Genomic DNA, 16,256 nt, shown 5'->3' with positions numbered 1-16,256 from the left:
AGGGAGGATTCATTCCATCATGAATAGATCGCCAGCTATTGTTGACCAGCATGTTCATACGAGTTATTCTCCTGATTCGATCGAACCATTAGAGAATATCGTCCGTCACGCGCATTCGCTTGGCAAACCATTCGTTGTGACAACGGATCATTTTGATTATGATTGCAAGTTTTTCAAGAAGGATGTCTTGATTGACATGCCTGCGTATGAGCGAGAAGTTGACGTATTACGCAGCAAGTACGACATCGATATTCGAAAAGGAATAGAAGTCGGATACCGCCGGGATTATCATAACGAAATCAATACTTATTTGCAGCAATATTCTTTCGACCTTGTTCTGCTCTCCGTCCATAATAACGGCGTGCTTGATTTTGCGGAAGATCAGTTTCAAGGCCAGCCGCTTGATCTCGTATTCACGGACTATTTCATGCATGTATCTCATTCCGTGAGCGACATGGACAATTATGATGTCGTTGCCCATCTGGATTACTTCGTCCGTTATTCCAAACAGGTTATCAACGAATCTGATTATAAACGAGTAAGCGACACCCTTTATGACCTATTGAAAGTGATTATCCGCAAAGAGAAGGCTTTGGAGCTGAACACGACCGGACTGTTCCGTCAAGGCTGGATACATCCTCACTCTTATTTGCTCCGCATGTACATCGATTTGGGCGGCAAGCTGTTCTCGCTCGGATCAGATGCCCATCGATTAGTGCATTACGAGAGAGGCTTCGAGCAGGCAATCGAGCTATTGAAGAGCTGCAATATCCGGGAAATCGTTCAGTACAAGAACCGTGCGCCTTATATGGTTTCTATTTAGAAGGAGTGTCCTAGCTATCAAAAGCAGCAAACCGATCATACGGGAACAAGATGATTTCTATCCTCAGATGGCTAAGCTAGCAATTCCATTGACGTTGCAGTTTATTTTCACTTCTTCATTTACTTTAATAGATTCACTTATGGTCGCGGGTCTGGGAGAAAATGAAATTGCTGCAGTGGGAATTGTCGGTCAGCTAGAGTTTTTGCTTGTTATGATTTTAGCGGGCGTATTAAGCGGTCCGTCCGTGTTTATGGCGCAATATTATGGTACGAAAAATTATCCCCAAATCAAAAAGCTCGTTGGTTTAACGCTATTTTGCGGTCTGTCGATTAGCGCGGTGTATGTACTGATGATCAACTTGCTGTCACCCTATGTTTTTTTGCCCTTTACGAGAGAAGCGCATCTGCTCGAAACAACAACCTCTTTTATGTCAATCGTCAGCTATGGCTTTATTGCATCGGCTGTCACGACGGCCTATGCGTTAAGCTTGAAAAGTATCGGGATCGTCAAAGAGATCATGTACATCACCATTTTCTCGCTGCTGTTAAATACATTCATGAATTACCTTCTCATCTACGGCAATTTCGGTTTTCCAGCAATGGGAGTGAACGGTGCGGCTGTTGCGACACTCGCTTCGAAGACGGTTGCGATGATTTCCATCCTGATTTTTGTATACAAAAAAGTGAACAGAATATCGATCTCGTTCGCCGAAATGTTCCGCATTGACCGTCAATTGATCGCGAAAGTGTCGAAGATTACATTGCCGATCATCATCCATGAGACGTTCTGGGGTCTAGGGACGACGATGTATATGGTTGCGTTCGGATTTCTCGGTACGACTACACTCGCAATCTTGCAGATTGCAAAAGTGGTAGGCAATTTCGTCAGTGCAGGTGTTGGAGGCTTCGCTCAAGCTGCAACTGTGATGATCGGCGAGCGTATTGGCTTGGATCAGCAGACGCAGGCAAAATTATATGCCAAACGGTTCACCATTATAGGAATTGCTTCAGCATTCATCGTTGGCCTTCTGTTATTTATGTTTGCTCCAATCGTAACCCGGCTTTTTCGTTTCGATGAAGGAATGCAACAGCAAGCCATTCACGTAATTAGGTTAATGTCTGTCATGCTTGTATTTAGCTTTTTGAATTATATTTGGATTGTTGGCGTGTTTCGGAGCGGGGGCGATACAAGGTTCTCCATGTATATGGTACTTGGCGCAACTTGGTTAATCGGCATTCCGCTTACGTTCCTAGCTGCCATTATGAAATGGCCCCTAGAAATCGTATACCTCCTATACACGACAGAAGAAATTGCGAAAGCGATTATTGGTTTTATACGCTATCGGTCAAATAAGTGGCAGACTAATTTGGTCGGACATGAAACGGAAGCGGAGCGAAAGCTGGCCTAACTGAAGTCGATGAAGGTTGCCCCAGGGCAACCTATTTTTTTGTGGTTTTCTAATCTTTTACAAGTGTAAAATGAAAGACATGAGGGGAGGCGTTACGATGAAAGGGATTGTTTGCGACGAAATCGAACGGTTTCGGTATACGGATGATTTGCCGGAGCCAGAGCTGCTGCACGGTCACGCGATTGTAAGTATTCGGAGGATTGGCATTTGCGGGACCGACTATCATGCTTTCAGAGGCAATCAGCCATTTTTCCACTATCCACGCATATTAGGTCATGAGCTGTCGGGTATCATCGAACAAATTGGTGCTAATGAAAGCTCGCTGCGAGTCGGCGATCAAGTGTCTATTATTCCGTATTTGCATTGTGGTCATTGCGTAGCATGCCGCAGAGGAAAGACGAACTGCTGCACAGATATGCGGGTGCTAGGCGTACATGTAGATGGCGGGATGCGCGAGAGGATATCGGTGCCAATCTCACACTTGCTTCTTACCGATGGGCTGACTCTAGATGAAGCGGCAATTGTAGAGCCTCTCGCAATCGGTGCTCATGCTGTCAGGCGGGCAGGAATTGGCGCAGGTGATCAGGTCCTCGTCATTGGCTCCGGACCGATTGGTCTCGGAGTGATGCTCTTTGCGAAACATGCTGGAGCAAGCGTAATTGCGATGGACGTGAACGAGGAACGGCTTGCTTTCTGCAAAGATTGGGCAAAAGTAGATCATGCCGTGAACGCCTTGGAGTCGGATGTGAAGCAGCGGCTGTCAGAGCTAACAGAGGGAGAGTTCCCCATTGCTGTGTTCGACGCGACTGGAAATGCCGGTTCGATGAGCCGATCCTTTGAATTGGCGGCGCATGGCGGGACGCTCATATTCGTCGGACTTGTCAAAGGAGAGATTGCCTTCTCCGATCCTGAATTCCACAAACGGGAGTTAACGCTGATGGGCAGCCGAAATGCGACAAGGGAAGATTTCAATCATGTACTGGATGTTCTGCGTCATACGGACGTCGCTATCGATAAGTATATTACGCATCGTTCTTCATTCGATGGAATGATAAAAGCGTTCGATCAATGGTTAATGCCGGACAGTAAGGTCATTAAAGCGATTGTAGAGCTGAAAGCGGACTAACTATTTCCACTCGGGATGGTGACGAAGCATAATGGATGATCGATTAGTGGCGCAGCGAGGCTTATTGGCTATCTTTTAGTTCAATTTATGTAGCCGGGTTCTATTATTGGAAAGCGTCAAATCGTGATATACTGTTTATGTGATATACAATTTCGGTGCTTGAAGAGCATGATTCCGGAGGATCTGAAATATGCGGAAAGAAAGAAATCCAGATGTGACGCCAACGGAGAATATGGATTCAGCTGCAGCTGCAGCTGCGAACGCGGACAACGATGATGTACTCCAAAGCTTGCCGAGGGCCTTGGCTATAAGTTGGGGATACGTGAAGCAGCAGAAGCGGGGACCGAAAGGCGAGCTGAGCATTAAGATGATCGTCGATGCAGCGATCGCAATCGCCGACAAGGATGGGCTATCCGCAGTCTCTATGAACCGTGTCGCACAATCGCTCGGTTACTCCGCGATGTCGTTGTACAGATATATCCAGAGCAAAGAGGACCTGATACTGCTCATGCAGGAAGCCGTCTGCGCCTATGACGTACCTCCGATATCGGAGGATGAAGACTGGCGGGAAGGCTTGAGGGAATTTGTTCGGGTAACGGCATCGGTATTCTGCGAGCACCCTTGGTTCGGTGATATACCCGTCTCTGGTGTGCCGATAACGCCCAATCATCTGCAAATCGTTGACTGGGCATTGCGATCTCTTCGCAATATGCCGTTAAACGATTACGAGAAAATGTCGTTCGTGCTTCTCGTGAGCAGCTACGCTAGATCTATCGGCCTCATTCAGCGTGATATGATTCTCGCGGTCAGGGCGGGTAAGGCGCCAGAGGCATTCAGCGGTCTCAGCTATACGGAAGCTTTGAAGCAGCTCGTTACAGAGGATGTGTATCCCGATCTGTATCCAATTGTTGCATCCGGCGCGTATACAGGAGAGAACGAGAGTGAGAATACGGTAGGCGATGACTTTGACTTCGGTCTCGAGAGGATACTTGACGGCATCGAGGTCTTCTTGGATCGGAAACGGCAATGAAGCTCCCAGCCAATAAAGCTCTCTGCAAAATAAAACGCAACAAGCAAAGAACAGCAAAAACAGCGCCCCGGCCAACTTGGCAGGAGCGCTGTTTTTTTTGAGGCAAGAGCCGGTTTTACCGCCGTCCTGCCTTCCGCTTGAAGACAAGGTTGCACCAGATGAAGGCGATCACGAGCAGCCCTAGGCACCAAGCAAGCGCCAACCACCCGTTGTTATGAATCGGCGTTCCGTTCAACAGTCCGCGAATCGTCTCAATAACGGGAGTGATCGGCTGGTGCTCCGCAACTCCGCGCAGCCATGTTGGCATCGTGTCGGTGGGGACGAAGGCGCTGGAGAGATAGGGGAGGAACAGCAGCGCGAAGCCGTACCCGCTAGCCGCGCTTGGGTTGCCGGATGAGAGTCCGATGGCGGCGAACAGCACGGTGAAGGCTAGAATGAATAACGCGATGACTCCGAGAGCAGCCAGCCATTCGCCCGCAGAGGCGGAGGAGCGATAGCCGACGAGATGACCGACCCCGATGACGATTCCGGTCGCGACCAGATTGCGCGCAAGGCTTGCGACGATATGCCCCGTGATGACGGAGGCGCTATGAAGCGGCATCGTACGGAATCGGTCGATGATCCCGTTCGTCATATCTTCAGCAACGCTTACCGCAGTCGATGAAGAGCCGAATCCAGCACATAACAGAATGATGCCAGGAACAACATAGACCACATAGTCACCGCCTGGGTCGATCGCCCCTCCGAATACATAGGTGAACATCAGCATAAGCATCACGGGGAGAACGATCGCCATGACCAGCGCTTCGGTATTGCGCAGGCTTAGCCGGATGCTCCGTCCGATAAATACGGCGTTTGTCGTGAGATACGTCGGTTTCACTTCCGTCATTTGTGCAGGTGTCATACAGAAGCCTCCTCTTTCAGCCCAGTAGTAAGCTCAACGAATACATCGTCCATGCTCGGTTTGCGAATGGTGACGCGCGTGCCGGGGGCAATCCGATCACCAAGCCCATTAAGCGTTTGCCGGACATCGTGCAAACTTCCGCTTGTCGGAATCGACATGAGCACTTGCTCATCTTCGCCGATCAGTTCGATGACTTCGCCACCAATACGGGATTTCAGCTGCTCCGACGTGCCGGTCGCAACGACATTCCCGCCGGATATAACGGATATCTTATCTGCAAGCTGATCAGCTTCCTCCAAATACTGAGTTGTCAGAAACACAGTAATTCCGCGCGTCTTCAATTTCACAATAATGTCCCATAAGGCACGTCTGCTTGTCGTATCAAGTCCAGTGGTCGGTTCATCAAGAAACAGAACAGGGCGTGGGGCGACAAGGCTAATCGCCAGATCCAGCTTGCGCCGCATGCCGCCGGAATAGGTCTTCACCCGTTTGTCCGCAGCAGCGGTCAAGTCGAAGAGCTCAAGCAGCTCGGCGGTTCTCGCCCTTGTCTGAGCAGCAGTCAAGCCCGACAGCCTCCCGATCATATTCAGGTTTTCCCGGCTGGTCAGCATCTCATCGACCGCTGCGAATTGTCCGGTCAAGCTGATCGAACGCTTGACTCCGTTCTGCTCTGTCGCCACATCATATCCGGCAACCTTGGCGGTCCCCGCGTCGGCGTCCGTCAGTGTCGTTAAGATGTGGATCAGCGTCGTTTTGCCGGCACCATTGGGACCAAGCAGCGCGTAAATTGTACCTGTCGGCACGATCAGATCAATGCCGTTCAATACGGTCTGCTGACCGTAGCTTTTGCGCAAGCCGCGAATTTCAATGGCATTTGTATGCATATAGAAGTCCTCCGTTTCAAAATTGATTATGTTATAAACAGTTATTTATATAAACAGTATATACACTAAACAGTTAGTTGCGCAATACGTGGACAACCAGAAATTTTTCGAGGGGCGCCGGGTAGTTTCGCAACAACAAAAAAAGCGATTGCTTCATAATGAGCAATCGCTTATTTACACTATCCAATCTCCAGCCGATTCCGAACATTCAATGCCGCGCCGGTCACGACGGCGTCTTCGGCAAGGCTTCCTATAGAGAAGCGGGGCGCGTAGTCAGGGGCGTAATAGGTGTTCTCCAGAGCAGTTTCAGTCGCGATACGATAAAAGTCGGGACTCGATTTCATGAGGATGCCTCCGAGCAGGACGAGCTCTGGATGATAGAGGTTGATCAGATTAGCGAGTCCGATGCCAAGATAAGCGGCGGCTTGCTGGAAGGACTGCTTCACGGAAGGTTCGTCGTCGTTTAACGCCTTCAATAAGACCTCGTAATTAATCCGTTCCTGAGTGACGCCATATCGCTCGCATAGCGATGAACGGCCTCTCTTCGTAATCGCTCGCGCCTCGCGCTCCAATGCCGGCACGGAGCAGAACGCTTCGAGCGCGCCGTAATTGCCGTTCTCATGCAGCCTCGGACCGTCGGAATGGACGATCATTTGCCCGATTGAGCCTTCGGTATCGTATTTGCCATGGACGATGCGCCCGTTCGTCATCATAGCGGCGCGCAAGTTAACGCCAGCGTGCACATAGAGCGCGTGCTCGGCTCGTGGTCCGTGCGAGGAGCCGATTTCGCCCATCAGCGCGGTGTTCGCTCCATTTTCCAATATGGCTCGGTGACCTGTCGCTTGCTCGAACATCTGGCAGATCGGAACGTCCGTCCACCCATCGGCGGCGAAGTACAGCGGGCGGAGAATGATGCCGAGGCTTCGATCAAGCGGACCAACGGCACCGATTCCGAGGCCTAAAACTTGTTCGGCGCCGATTCCGTGATCCTTCAACAAACGCTTCATTAAGCTTGCGGCATGTGCGACGAGAGCATCCGGTTTCATCGTTTCATCCATCCACCAGCGGACGAGCGACTTCGGGTTGAGCGCCATATCGAATAAGCCGAGCGTTGAAGAAAACCGGGATATTTCTAGTCCGAAAATATAGCGGTAATCCGGATTGATTCGGTAAAGAATCGGTTTACGGCCGCCGCTTGAAGGTCCGAAGCCGGTCTCGGCGATCAGCCCCTCGGCAACGAGGTCGTCGAGAAGCCGGGTCAGCGTGCTGTTCGTCAGTTGATCAGCCGCAAGCAGCTCAGCCTTGGATATCGTGCCGCCGCTCTCAGCGATCCGCGAGTAGATCCGTTCTTTGGGGGTGGGAACTGGACTATCTATATGGTTCACGGGCTATCCCTGCCTATCGGTTATCTATCGTATGATCCATCTTTGATTCATTATACAGTACTGAACTTGAATCCAAAATAGATTTTTCTTATCGGAATACTATTTATCAACGCCTTATATATCCGACATAAATTCATTTGATAACAAAATTCCACGAAATACTTAAATCCAAAATGGAATAAAGATGATATTATAGAGGTATAAGGAGTTGAGCGGATATGGGGAGCAATTGGCAAAACCAGTTGAAAACATGCGGTGAGCTGTTTGCAATCTTTACAAAGATAGGTCCATCGACGTTCGGGGGCGGATATGCGATGATTCCAATCATCGAACGGGAAATCGTAGGCAAGCGGCAGTGGCTCGATGAAGCGGAATTGGCTGACATGCTGACACTGGCGGGCAGCGCGCCGGGAGGCGTTGCGGTCAACTCGGCTGTGTTCGTCGGGTATCGCAAAGCTGGCATCGCCGGAGCAATCGCATCGGTCATAGGCATTACTCTTCCGGCGCTGATGATCGTCATCGTGCTTAGCCTGGTGTATTTGCTGTACGGTTCGAATCCGAAGCTGATTGCGGCTTTGGAAGGGATTCATGGCGCAGTAATCGCACTCATTCTGATGGCTGCATACAGGATGGCGAAGGCCTCTGTCATAGACAAAACAACGGCTGTCGTTGCAATCGCGACCGTAATCTTGCAAGTTATATTGAAAATCAATCCGATCCATATCATTGTGATCGGGTTATTCGCGGGCATAGCAATCATCAAGGGCAAGGAGCTGCTCGGTCAACGAACGAGCATCGATAAGATGCCATCGCGGCCTAGCGCGCAGGAGCTCTTCGCGCCGGAATATTACATCTAGACAGAGAGTGGCGACAGACTATGGTATGGCAGTTGTTCTTTACTTTTCTAAAAATCGGATTCGTTTCGTTCGGCGGCGGCTATGCTGTCATCCCGATGATCCAATATGAAGTCGAGGCGCATGGCTGGCTCGAGACGGAGCGGTTCCAGCAAGTGGTCGCGATGGCGGGCATGTCTCCTGGTCCGATCTCGACGAACACAGCGACACTCGTCGGCTACGACTCGGCTGGCATACTAGGCGGCATTGCCGCGACACTCGGAATGGTACTCCCATCGCTTGCCGTCATCGTGCTGCTATCGGCACTCTTCTTCCGGTTCCAAGGGAGCAAGTGGCTGAGGTCCTCGCTGTACGGATTAAGGCCGATTATTGCGGGAATGATCGCGTACGCGGCGCTGCATTTTGGATTCTTGAGCGGCAAAGAAGCGTTCACGTGGATGACCGTATCGACGTTAGTCATCTGTGCGGGCTGCTTGGTGCTGCTCACGCGATATAAGCTGCATCCTGTTGCCGTCATTGCGGCGGCTGGCGTGGCAGGCATCGTTATATATACATGAGAAAGGTTGTCAGATCAAGGAGGGCCGTCCTTAATCCGACAACCTTTTTTGTTATGCGTCGCGCGCGCAGCGGAATCCGATATTGCTGCCGGAGCTGTCAGGCGTATTGGAGCTGCGTGCAGCTACGCGGTAGCGATTGCAATAGGATTTGTGGCAGAGGAAGGAGCCGCCGCGCATCGACTTTGCCGTCCCCTTGGTTGGACCTCTCGGGTTGTGGCGTGGTCCTGTTAAATGGAAGGTCGGACTGAACCAGTCTGAACACATCTCCCATACGTTTCCTGACATATTGTACAGTCCGTACCCGTTAGGCAGATAGGCGTTCACTGGCGCTGTTCCGACATAGCCGTCGCTGGCATGATTTTTCGTTGGGAATTTCCCTTGCCAGATGTTGCAGCGATGCTCGCCGCCTTGTTTTAATTCATCGCCCCACGGGTATCTCTTCTGCATAAGCCCTCCGCGCGCGGCGTATTCCCATTCCGCTTCGGTAGGGAGCCGTTTGCCTGCCCAGCGGCAGTACGCTTCGGCATCCTTCCAAGTGACGTGGACGACAGGATGGTCCAACCGGCTTGCAATATCGGAATCCGGTCCTTCCGGGTGCCGCCAATCCGCCCCTTGCACGACCCACCACCACGGCGTGCTCTGAACGACGCTTGCCACCTTCTTTGCCGTTTCAGGAGAGACGAGCAAATGAAAAACGAACGACCAGCCGAACTGTTCGGTTTCGGTTACATAGCCTGTTTCATCGATAAAACGGGCAAATTCTGCATTGCTAACTGCGCAAGGATCCATATAGAACGGCTCCAACGTCACTTCTCGGATCGGCCCCTCGCCGTCAGCCGGAAATCCCTCTGAGTCGTCCGTTCCCATCAGGAAGGAGCCGCCTTCCAAATACACCATGCTCTGTAGCTCCGCACGTTCGTGGTCAGAAGGAAGGACAGCTTTATCACGCGGCTCGAGCTGTAAAGAGGCTTGCACGTCTAGCGGAACATTCAAATTGAGAGTATTCAAATTCGCTTCGCTCCGCTTAGCCGCGCAGCAAGGCTTAATCGATGATGATTGCAGGTCCATTGTCCGAAGCTCCTTTTCGCTAACGTTTGAAGCCATTATACATGTAATTCTGCGCTTTCACGTACTTCTATGGATAAATCTCCCGATTTTGACGTGCAGCGGGTCTGTGTTTGCGGGTAAGATAGAGCTGGATGTTGAGAGAAATAATGGTGAACCGCACAAAGTGGGAGGATGTAAGGATGCAGCCGAATATTTTGTTAATTACCGTAGATCAAATGAGAGGGGACTGTTTGCACTATTTGGGCCATCCCGTCATTCAAACTCCGAATTTGGACAACTTGGCGAGGAATGGGGCAACCTTCACGAACGCCTATACCGCAACGCCTTCCTGCGTCCCGGCAAGAGCCGCGATCATGACCGGCATGAAACAGGAGAATCACGGCAGAGTCGGATATCAGGATGAGGTGCCATGGAACTATGAACATACGATTGCCGGGGAATTCGCAGCGGCGGGCTATCATACGCAGTGTGTTGGCAAAATGCACGTATATCCCACTCGTAACCTATGCGGCTTCCATAATGTCGTGCTGCATGATGGCTACATGCATTACAACCGGGACCGTTCCAAGGCGACCCCTTTGTCATGGTGGGACCAGTGCGATGATTATGTGAATTGGCTTCGCGAGAAAGCAGGATCGAGTGTAGATATTATGGACAATGGCCTCGATTGCAACGCCTCGACGGTAGCGCGGCCATGGCATCTGGATGAATCCCTGCATCCCACGAACTGGGCAGTGACGCAATCAATCGACTTCTTGCGCAGGCGCGACCCGGGCAAGCCGTTCTTCTTATGGACTTCGTTTGTCCGGCCACATCCGCCGCTAGATCCGCCGCAAGCTTTCTTGGATCTGTACGACGGGATCGAGCTGCCGCAGCCGCCGATTGGAGATTGGGCGGATCGGTCCGATAGCAGCCGCGACGGCTTGAATCCGACGACCGGCCGCGGCATTGTGCATGAGCGTATGCGGCAGCGGGCGCTAGCCGCTTATTATGCGCTGATTACCCATATCGACCATCAAATCGGGCGTCTATTGAATGCATTATTCGAATATGGCGTCCGGAGCAATACAATCATTCTGTTTACTTCAGATCATGGCGAACTGATGGGCGATCATTTGTTGTATAAGAAGATACTCCCTTATGAGGGCAGTGCGAAAGTTCCTTTTATTCTGAGCGATCCAACCGGTGCATTGGGATTGAAGAATGGGAAGCTGGCGGACGACGTCATTGAATTGCAGGATATTATGCCGACACTGCTTCATGCGGCAGCCGTTCCGATTCCGCGTTCCGTTGATGGCATGAGCGTCATTCCACTCGCTCAGCAATTGGCGAAGGACGAGGTAACGTGGCGTGCATATATCCATGGAGAACATAGCTATGGCGAGCTGTCCTCCCACTATTTGACCGATGGAAGATGCAAGTACATCTGGTTCTCGCAAACAGGCGAAGAGCAGCTGTTCGATTTGGAGCATGATCCGCAGGAGCTATGCAATTTGGCGGGGCTTGAGCAGCACGAGCAGTTGCTTACGCTGTGGCGCGGGCGGTTGATTAGCGAGCTTAACGGCCGAGAAGAAGGGTATTCCGACGGTTCGAGGCTTATTGTTGGACAAACACCTGTAAATGTACTGAGCCATTTGCTTTCCAGTAACGATCATTGATCGGGCAGAGGGGAGCTTTGGTTGGAGGCAAGGCTTCCTTATTAGAAAATAGAGAAGCCCGACTTCTGAAATAGAAGTCGGGTTTCTTGTTCGTTAAAGGCTTTGCCAGTCGAAGATGGCGAGCATTATCATTATCGAACAAGCCCTTTGTTCTTCCGGTATTCGCCTGGCCGGATGCCGGTGGCTCGCATGAACGCGACGCTCATATATTCCGTATGCTTAAAGCCTGTACGCTCGGCAATTGTCGCCAGGTTGAGCTTCGTATCGACCAAGAGCTTCTTGACCAGATTCAGCTTGACTGCGAGTATCTCGTCATGCGGCGTTCGTCCAAGCGATTTCTGGAATCGGCTGTCCAGTACGCGGCGAGATACCGAGAAGTGATCAAGGAGATGCTGCACTTGAATATCTTCGTGCGCGTGATCACGGATGAAGCGAATGACATCGGATACCATTTTGTCTTCTACGGCAAGCACGTTGGAGGACAGTCTGACTTGAATGCTGATCGGCTCGATCAAGTGGATTCTCTCTTCAATCGACTCGCCCGCCATCATGCGATCCAGCAGCTGCGCGGCTATATATCCGGTCTTGAGGGCGTTCGTCTGGATGCTCGACAGAGGCGGGGTGGACAGCTCGCATAGCAATTCGTCATTATCGACGCCAATAACGGCTGCTTCATCAGGCACGGCAACGCCGGCATATCGGCATGCTTCCAGAAGCTGCTGGCCGCGAATGTCATAGCACGCCATAATTCCGATCGGCTTAGGCAGCTCCTTCAACCAGCGGATCAGCTCTTCGCTGCTGGAATGCCAAGACTCTTCATGCGCCGCGTCCGCAGGCTCGAAGCAGAGGCAATCGTAGCCTTGCGACCGCAAATAGGCCTGATAAGCTTCGCCCCGAAGAATCGACCATTGGAAGCGGGGGTCGCCGTAGAAGGCGAAATGCTTGAAGCCGCGCTCCACGAAATGCTCAGCCGCCATCGCTGCGATGGACTGATCGTTCGTTTCCACACAAGGCAGGGTAGGAATTCTTCGGGATGCGCTGACGTCAATAGCGGGCAGCCCCTTCTCCCGGATGAACTTCGCCGTCTGTTCATTCTCGATCCGCGCAATAATGCCGTCCCCGTTCCAATGGTCCAACCACGCGAAATTGTTGCTGCCCCTGCTATATTCTCCCAACGTGACGGACCAAGATGAGGCATGCTCACGAAGGTAGTTTTTGATTCCGTTTAACAGTCCGCGCGCATACTCGTTAGAGGTTTCGATGAGCAGCGCTACCTGCTTGCGCTTTGGTGATGTAAATAAACTCATTAAACACCCTCCAATTCGACATATCTTCCAATCACAACGTTTATTCTTGTTGCTTATTATACAATGCTCACGTAAAAAATCTCATTTTTATAAAAAATAATTGCATCGACTTCCTCTGCCGATCGGTTTAAAGTTAGTTATGATAGCGCTTTAGCAAGCACTTATTAGGAGGATGCTCAAATGCAGCAAAAAGTACGTGTGGCTATTATCGGACTAGGCTTTGGAGCAGAGTTTATACCCATTTATCAAAATCACCCGCATGCGGAGATGTATGCGATCTGCCAAAGATCAGAAGACAGCTTGAACCAAATCGGTGATCATTTCGGCATTAGCGCCAGATATACGAGTTTCGAGCAATTGTTGAAGGACGACCGGGTCGACGCTGTACACATTAACACGCCGATCCCGAACCACGCTGAACTGAGCATTGCCGCGCTTAAAGCAGGCAAGCATGTCGCTTGTACCGTCCCGATGGCAACGACTGTGGAGGAATGCCGCCAGATCGTGGAAGCGCAAGAGCAATCCGGGAAAAACTATATGATGATGGAAACTTGTGTGTTTACACGTGAATTTTTATATGTGAAGGAGCTGCGCGATTCGGGCAAGCTTGGTCGCATTCAGTTTTTGCGCGGGGCGCATCATCAGGAGATGGCAGGGTGGCCCGGTTATTGGGAAGGTCTTCCGCCGATGCATTATGCGACGCACGCCGTAAGTCCGCTACTGGCGCTGGCTGGTCAAGAGGCCGACTTCGTATCCTGCCAAGGCTCAGGCCGCATCGCTGACAATCTCGCTGAGAAGTACGGTTCTCCGTTCGCGGTTGAATCCGCATTGTTCCGTTTGCGTGATTCGGAATTGGCAATGGAAGTAAGCCGCTCCTTGTTCGCAACGTCGCGTGAGTATGTAGAAAGCTTCGATATTTATGCGGAGAATATGAGCTTCGAATGGCAGCAGCTAGAAGGTGAAGCTCCAATCGTATTTACTGGAGAACAGGCGGAGAGGGTGAATGTGCCGGATTATGCCCATTTGCTTCCAGAAGGCATCCGAAAGTATACTACGGAAGGTGTCTATGACGCTTCCGAGAATGTGCACTTATCCTTCAAACAGGGCAGCGGCCACGGCGGCTCCCACCCTCATCTGGCGCATGAATTCATCATGAGCATTGTGGAGGAGCGTCCTGCTTTTCCAGATGTATATGCATCGGCTAACTGGACCTGTGCGGGGATCTGTGCGCATGAGTCCGCGATGCAAGGCGGCGAGCTGGTGAAGCTTCCGCAATTCCGCAAATAGGAGAAGGGGGAAAGAAGATGCAGCCATCCTTTTTAAGCGTGGAGAGTACGGAATCATGCATTCGAATTTTTCGCAGCGGTCAGTCTGGACCGATCTTGGAGCAGCACGCTGAGCCAGGCAAGAGACCGTATATTCATCCGGTCGTCGCTCCAGATGGAGGCGGCGTACTGACGGAAAATGTGCCTCCGCATCATCCTTGGCAGCATGGCATTTATGTGGGGCTTAACGATGTGAATGGGGTCGGATTCTGGGAAGAAGGGCTTCGGAACAAGCCTACGGACGGCAGCTTTAATCCGCTGCGTCTTCAAGCGGTCATTGTCGAGTCGAACCATGCGGCTTGGGAAGTAGAGACGGAATGGCTCGATCCGAATGGACAGCCGATGCTGATCGAGACTCAAGGCTGGCGTCTTACGGATCACGGAGAACGTTACGAGCTGGATCTGGTCTGGTCCTTAAAGGCGGTAACCGCGATTACTTTCGGACAATACGCCTATGGCGGCTTGTTCCTCAGAATGCCTTATCGTGAAGAGTTCGGGGGCCAAGCGATCAATAGCGAAGGCCAGATTAATGGGGAAGCAGAAGGACAGCGTGCTCGTTGGGTCGCTTGCTGCTTGCCGATCGAAGGCAGAACGGATGAAGCGGGCATCGCTTATATGGATCACCCGAGCAACGCGGAGCATCCGGTTCCTTGGCGCGTCGATAATCAACTCGGTATCTCGCCGAGCCGCTGCATCGCCGGCGCTTGGCAGCTTGCTGATGGTGAAGTGAGCACCTCGAAGTACCGTGTTCTCGTCTTCTGCGGAAGCACGAATCCAGATGTCGTGAATGCGAGCTGGCAATCATTCGCTAGTCTTTAAGGAGGGAACTACAGAAGATGAGAACGGTAATTGTCGTAAGTCCTGCTTTCGAAATCGTTTGGCCATGGACAGCGGATCGCTTCCACGGCCTCTTTGCGGCGCAAGGTGCAGCGGAGTTTATGCGGTTGGAGCGAGGGGAAACGCGCACGCTGGACCAGCTTATCGAAGAGCCGGGCAGCGTTACGAGATTAGTATCCTTGATGGGCCCTGTTACCGCTGAAGGTATGCGTGCTTTCAGCGGCCTGCAAGAAGCGGTCATTATTGCTCAGCCCTATGACCGCACAATTCCAGAAGACCTGCAGCAAGTGCTGGATGACGCTGGAGTAAAGCTGTACCGTCATAAGAGCGAAGGCTATTGGGGACAGTCCGTTTCCGAGTTCGGCCTTGCCTTGACGCTGTGCGGCTTGCGGCGTATTCCGCAAACCCACCATGAGATTATTACAAGCTTGCAGCCTTGGGATTATGACCCGATTGGCGATAATCCGAAGCGTAGAGGGCATCAGTTCGGAGATAACCCTGACTTTACGAACGGAACGGTCGAAGGCAAGCGTATTCGTATCGTAGGAGCTGGCAATATCGCCTCCAGATACGCAAGCTTCGTCCATATGCTAGGTGCTGATGTTGCGGCATGGGACCCGTTCGCTCCGGAGCCTAACTTCCACCGTACGGGAGCTCGTAAGGAATGGCATCTGGATCGGCTCGTTCAAGATGCGGAAATTTTCGCGCCGATGGTGCCATTGACGCCGCAAACGCAAGGCCTCATTACGGCTGAGCACATCTATGCGCTGCCGAAAGGCTGTTTGGTCGTGCTCGTGACGCGCGCAGACGTCTGCGATATGAAAGCGATTCGGGAACGAGTGCTGAAGGACGAAATCAGCCTCGCTGCAGACGTATTTGATATTGAGCCTTTGCCGCTTTCTGACGAATTGCTTGGCAGACATAATGTCGTGCATACGCCGCATAATGCGGGTCGTACGATTCAATCGTGCGAGCGCTGGGCGGAGCATTTATTCCAGCAGTTTTTGCCGGTATAAGCGGCATCGGCAAGCTGCTGCGCCGTCGATCTTAGCATTCTAACGGACCCTAGAAGCCTTATTTGGCACAAATC

At 51.6% G+C, this 16,256-nt stretch carries 15 protein-coding genes; 10 read left to right on the top strand and 5 right to left on the bottom strand.

The window, feature by feature from the left end; genetic code table 11:
* Window positions 1-19 precede the first annotated feature (19 nt).
* The 4 genes from AC0LWF_RS08260 (at window position 20) to AC0LWF_RS08245 (ending at window position 4,387) form a co-directional block, all read left to right on the top strand.
* Window positions 20-823 (top strand): histidinol-phosphatase HisJ family protein, encoded by an 804-nt coding sequence (locus AC0LWF_RS08260; protein WP_474651068.1) that lies wholly within the window; start codon window positions 20-22, stop codon window positions 821-823.
* 67 nt (window positions 824-890) lie between these two features.
* A complete protein-coding gene (locus AC0LWF_RS08255) occupies window positions 891-2,231 on the top strand; it encodes an MATE family efflux transporter (protein WP_474651067.1) in 1,341 nt (446 codons plus the stop codon).
* A gap of 97 nt (window positions 2,232-2,328) precedes the next feature.
* Window positions 2,329-3,357 (top strand): zinc-binding alcohol dehydrogenase family protein, encoded by a 1,029-nt coding sequence (locus AC0LWF_RS08250; RefSeq protein WP_474651066.1) that lies wholly within the window; start codon window positions 2,329-2,331, stop codon window positions 3,355-3,357.
* Window positions 3,358-3,547: 190 nt separating this feature from the next.
* Window positions 3,548-4,387: a TetR/AcrR family transcriptional regulator gene (locus AC0LWF_RS08245; RefSeq protein WP_474651065.1), complete on the top strand. Its 840-nt coding sequence runs from the start codon at window positions 3,548-3,550 to the stop codon at window positions 4,385-4,387.
* Window positions 4,388-4,502: 115 nt separating this feature from the next.
* On the opposite strand, the gene AC0LWF_RS08240 is transcribed toward AC0LWF_RS08245, so the two are convergent.
* The 3 genes from AC0LWF_RS08240 to AC0LWF_RS08230 all read right to left on the bottom strand — a co-directional run bounded on the left by AC0LWF_RS08240 (window position 4,503) and on the right by AC0LWF_RS08230 (window position 7,560).
* Complete coding sequence (locus AC0LWF_RS08240; RefSeq protein WP_474651064.1) at window positions 4,503-5,291, bottom strand: ABC transporter permease; 789 nt, start codon at window positions 5,289-5,291, stop codon at window positions 4,503-4,505.
* Window positions 5,288-6,175 (bottom strand): ATP-binding cassette domain-containing protein, encoded by an 888-nt coding sequence (locus AC0LWF_RS08235; protein ID WP_474651063.1) that lies wholly within the window; start codon window positions 6,173-6,175, stop codon window positions 5,288-5,290. Before AC0LWF_RS08235 ends, AC0LWF_RS08240 begins: the two co-directional genes overlap by 4 nt.
* A gap of 179 nt (window positions 6,176-6,354) precedes the next feature.
* Window positions 6,355-7,560, bottom strand: a complete 1,206-nt coding sequence (locus AC0LWF_RS08230; protein ID WP_474651062.1) for an ROK family protein — start codon at window positions 7,558-7,560, stop codon at window positions 6,355-6,357.
* 218 nt (window positions 7,561-7,778) lie between these two features.
* Between AC0LWF_RS08230 and AC0LWF_RS08225 the strand changes: the two genes are divergently transcribed.
* Window positions 7,779-8,417 (top strand): chromate transporter, encoded by a 639-nt coding sequence (locus AC0LWF_RS08225; RefSeq protein ID WP_474651061.1) that lies wholly within the window; start codon window positions 7,779-7,781, stop codon window positions 8,415-8,417.
* Between the two features lie 20 nt (window positions 8,418-8,437).
* Complete coding sequence (locus AC0LWF_RS08220) at window positions 8,438-8,971, top strand: chromate transporter (RefSeq protein WP_090580372.1); 534 nt, start codon at window positions 8,438-8,440, stop codon at window positions 8,969-8,971.
* 51 nt (window positions 8,972-9,022) lie between these two features.
* On the opposite strand, the gene AC0LWF_RS08215 is transcribed toward AC0LWF_RS08220, so the two are convergent.
* The gene (locus AC0LWF_RS08215; RefSeq protein WP_474651060.1) at window positions 9,023-10,039 is read right to left on the bottom strand and encodes a formylglycine-generating enzyme family protein; all 1,017 of its coding nucleotides are present in this window, start codon (window positions 10,037-10,039) and stop codon (window positions 9,023-9,025) included.
* 179 nt (window positions 10,040-10,218) lie between these two features.
* Here AC0LWF_RS08215 and AC0LWF_RS08210 point away from each other — a divergent pair, with 179 nt between their 5' ends.
* Complete coding sequence (locus AC0LWF_RS08210; RefSeq protein WP_474651059.1) at window positions 10,219-11,697, top strand: arylsulfatase; 1,479 nt, start codon at window positions 10,219-10,221, stop codon at window positions 11,695-11,697.
* Between the two features lie 131 nt (window positions 11,698-11,828).
* Here the strand turns inward: AC0LWF_RS08210 and AC0LWF_RS08205 are convergent, their stop codons facing one another.
* Window positions 11,829-13,004 carry a XylR family transcriptional regulator gene (locus AC0LWF_RS08205; RefSeq protein ID WP_474651058.1) on the bottom strand — a complete coding sequence of 392 codons (1,176 nt, stop codon included), beginning with the start codon at window positions 13,002-13,004 and terminating at the stop codon, window positions 11,829-11,831.
* Between the two features lie 180 nt (window positions 13,005-13,184).
* Here AC0LWF_RS08205 and AC0LWF_RS08200 point away from each other — a divergent pair, with 180 nt between their 5' ends.
* Genes AC0LWF_RS08200 through AC0LWF_RS08190 form a run of 3 tightly spaced genes read left to right on the top strand, consistent with a single transcriptional unit; the run spans window position 13,185 to window position 16,182 of the window.
* Complete coding sequence (locus AC0LWF_RS08200; protein WP_474651057.1) at window positions 13,185-14,291, top strand: Gfo/Idh/MocA family protein; 1,107 nt, start codon at window positions 13,185-13,187, stop codon at window positions 14,289-14,291.
* Between the two features lie 17 nt (window positions 14,292-14,308).
* Window positions 14,309-15,148 carry a DUF6807 domain-containing protein gene (locus AC0LWF_RS08195; RefSeq protein ID WP_474651056.1) on the top strand — a complete coding sequence of 280 codons (840 nt, stop codon included), beginning with the start codon at window positions 14,309-14,311 and terminating at the stop codon, window positions 15,146-15,148.
* A 17-nt stretch (window positions 15,149-15,165) separates the two neighbouring features.
* Window positions 15,166-16,182 (top strand): NAD(P)-dependent oxidoreductase, encoded by a 1,017-nt coding sequence (locus AC0LWF_RS08190; protein ID WP_474651055.1) that lies wholly within the window; start codon window positions 15,166-15,168, stop codon window positions 16,180-16,182.
* Window positions 16,183-16,256 lie beyond the last annotated feature (74 nt).

The sequence above is a fragment of the Paenibacillus sp. sgz302114 genome, assembly GCF_056120345.1.
The sequence above is the reverse complement of the archived record's forward strand: the minus strand, read 5'-3'. Positions and strand labels throughout refer to the sequence as shown.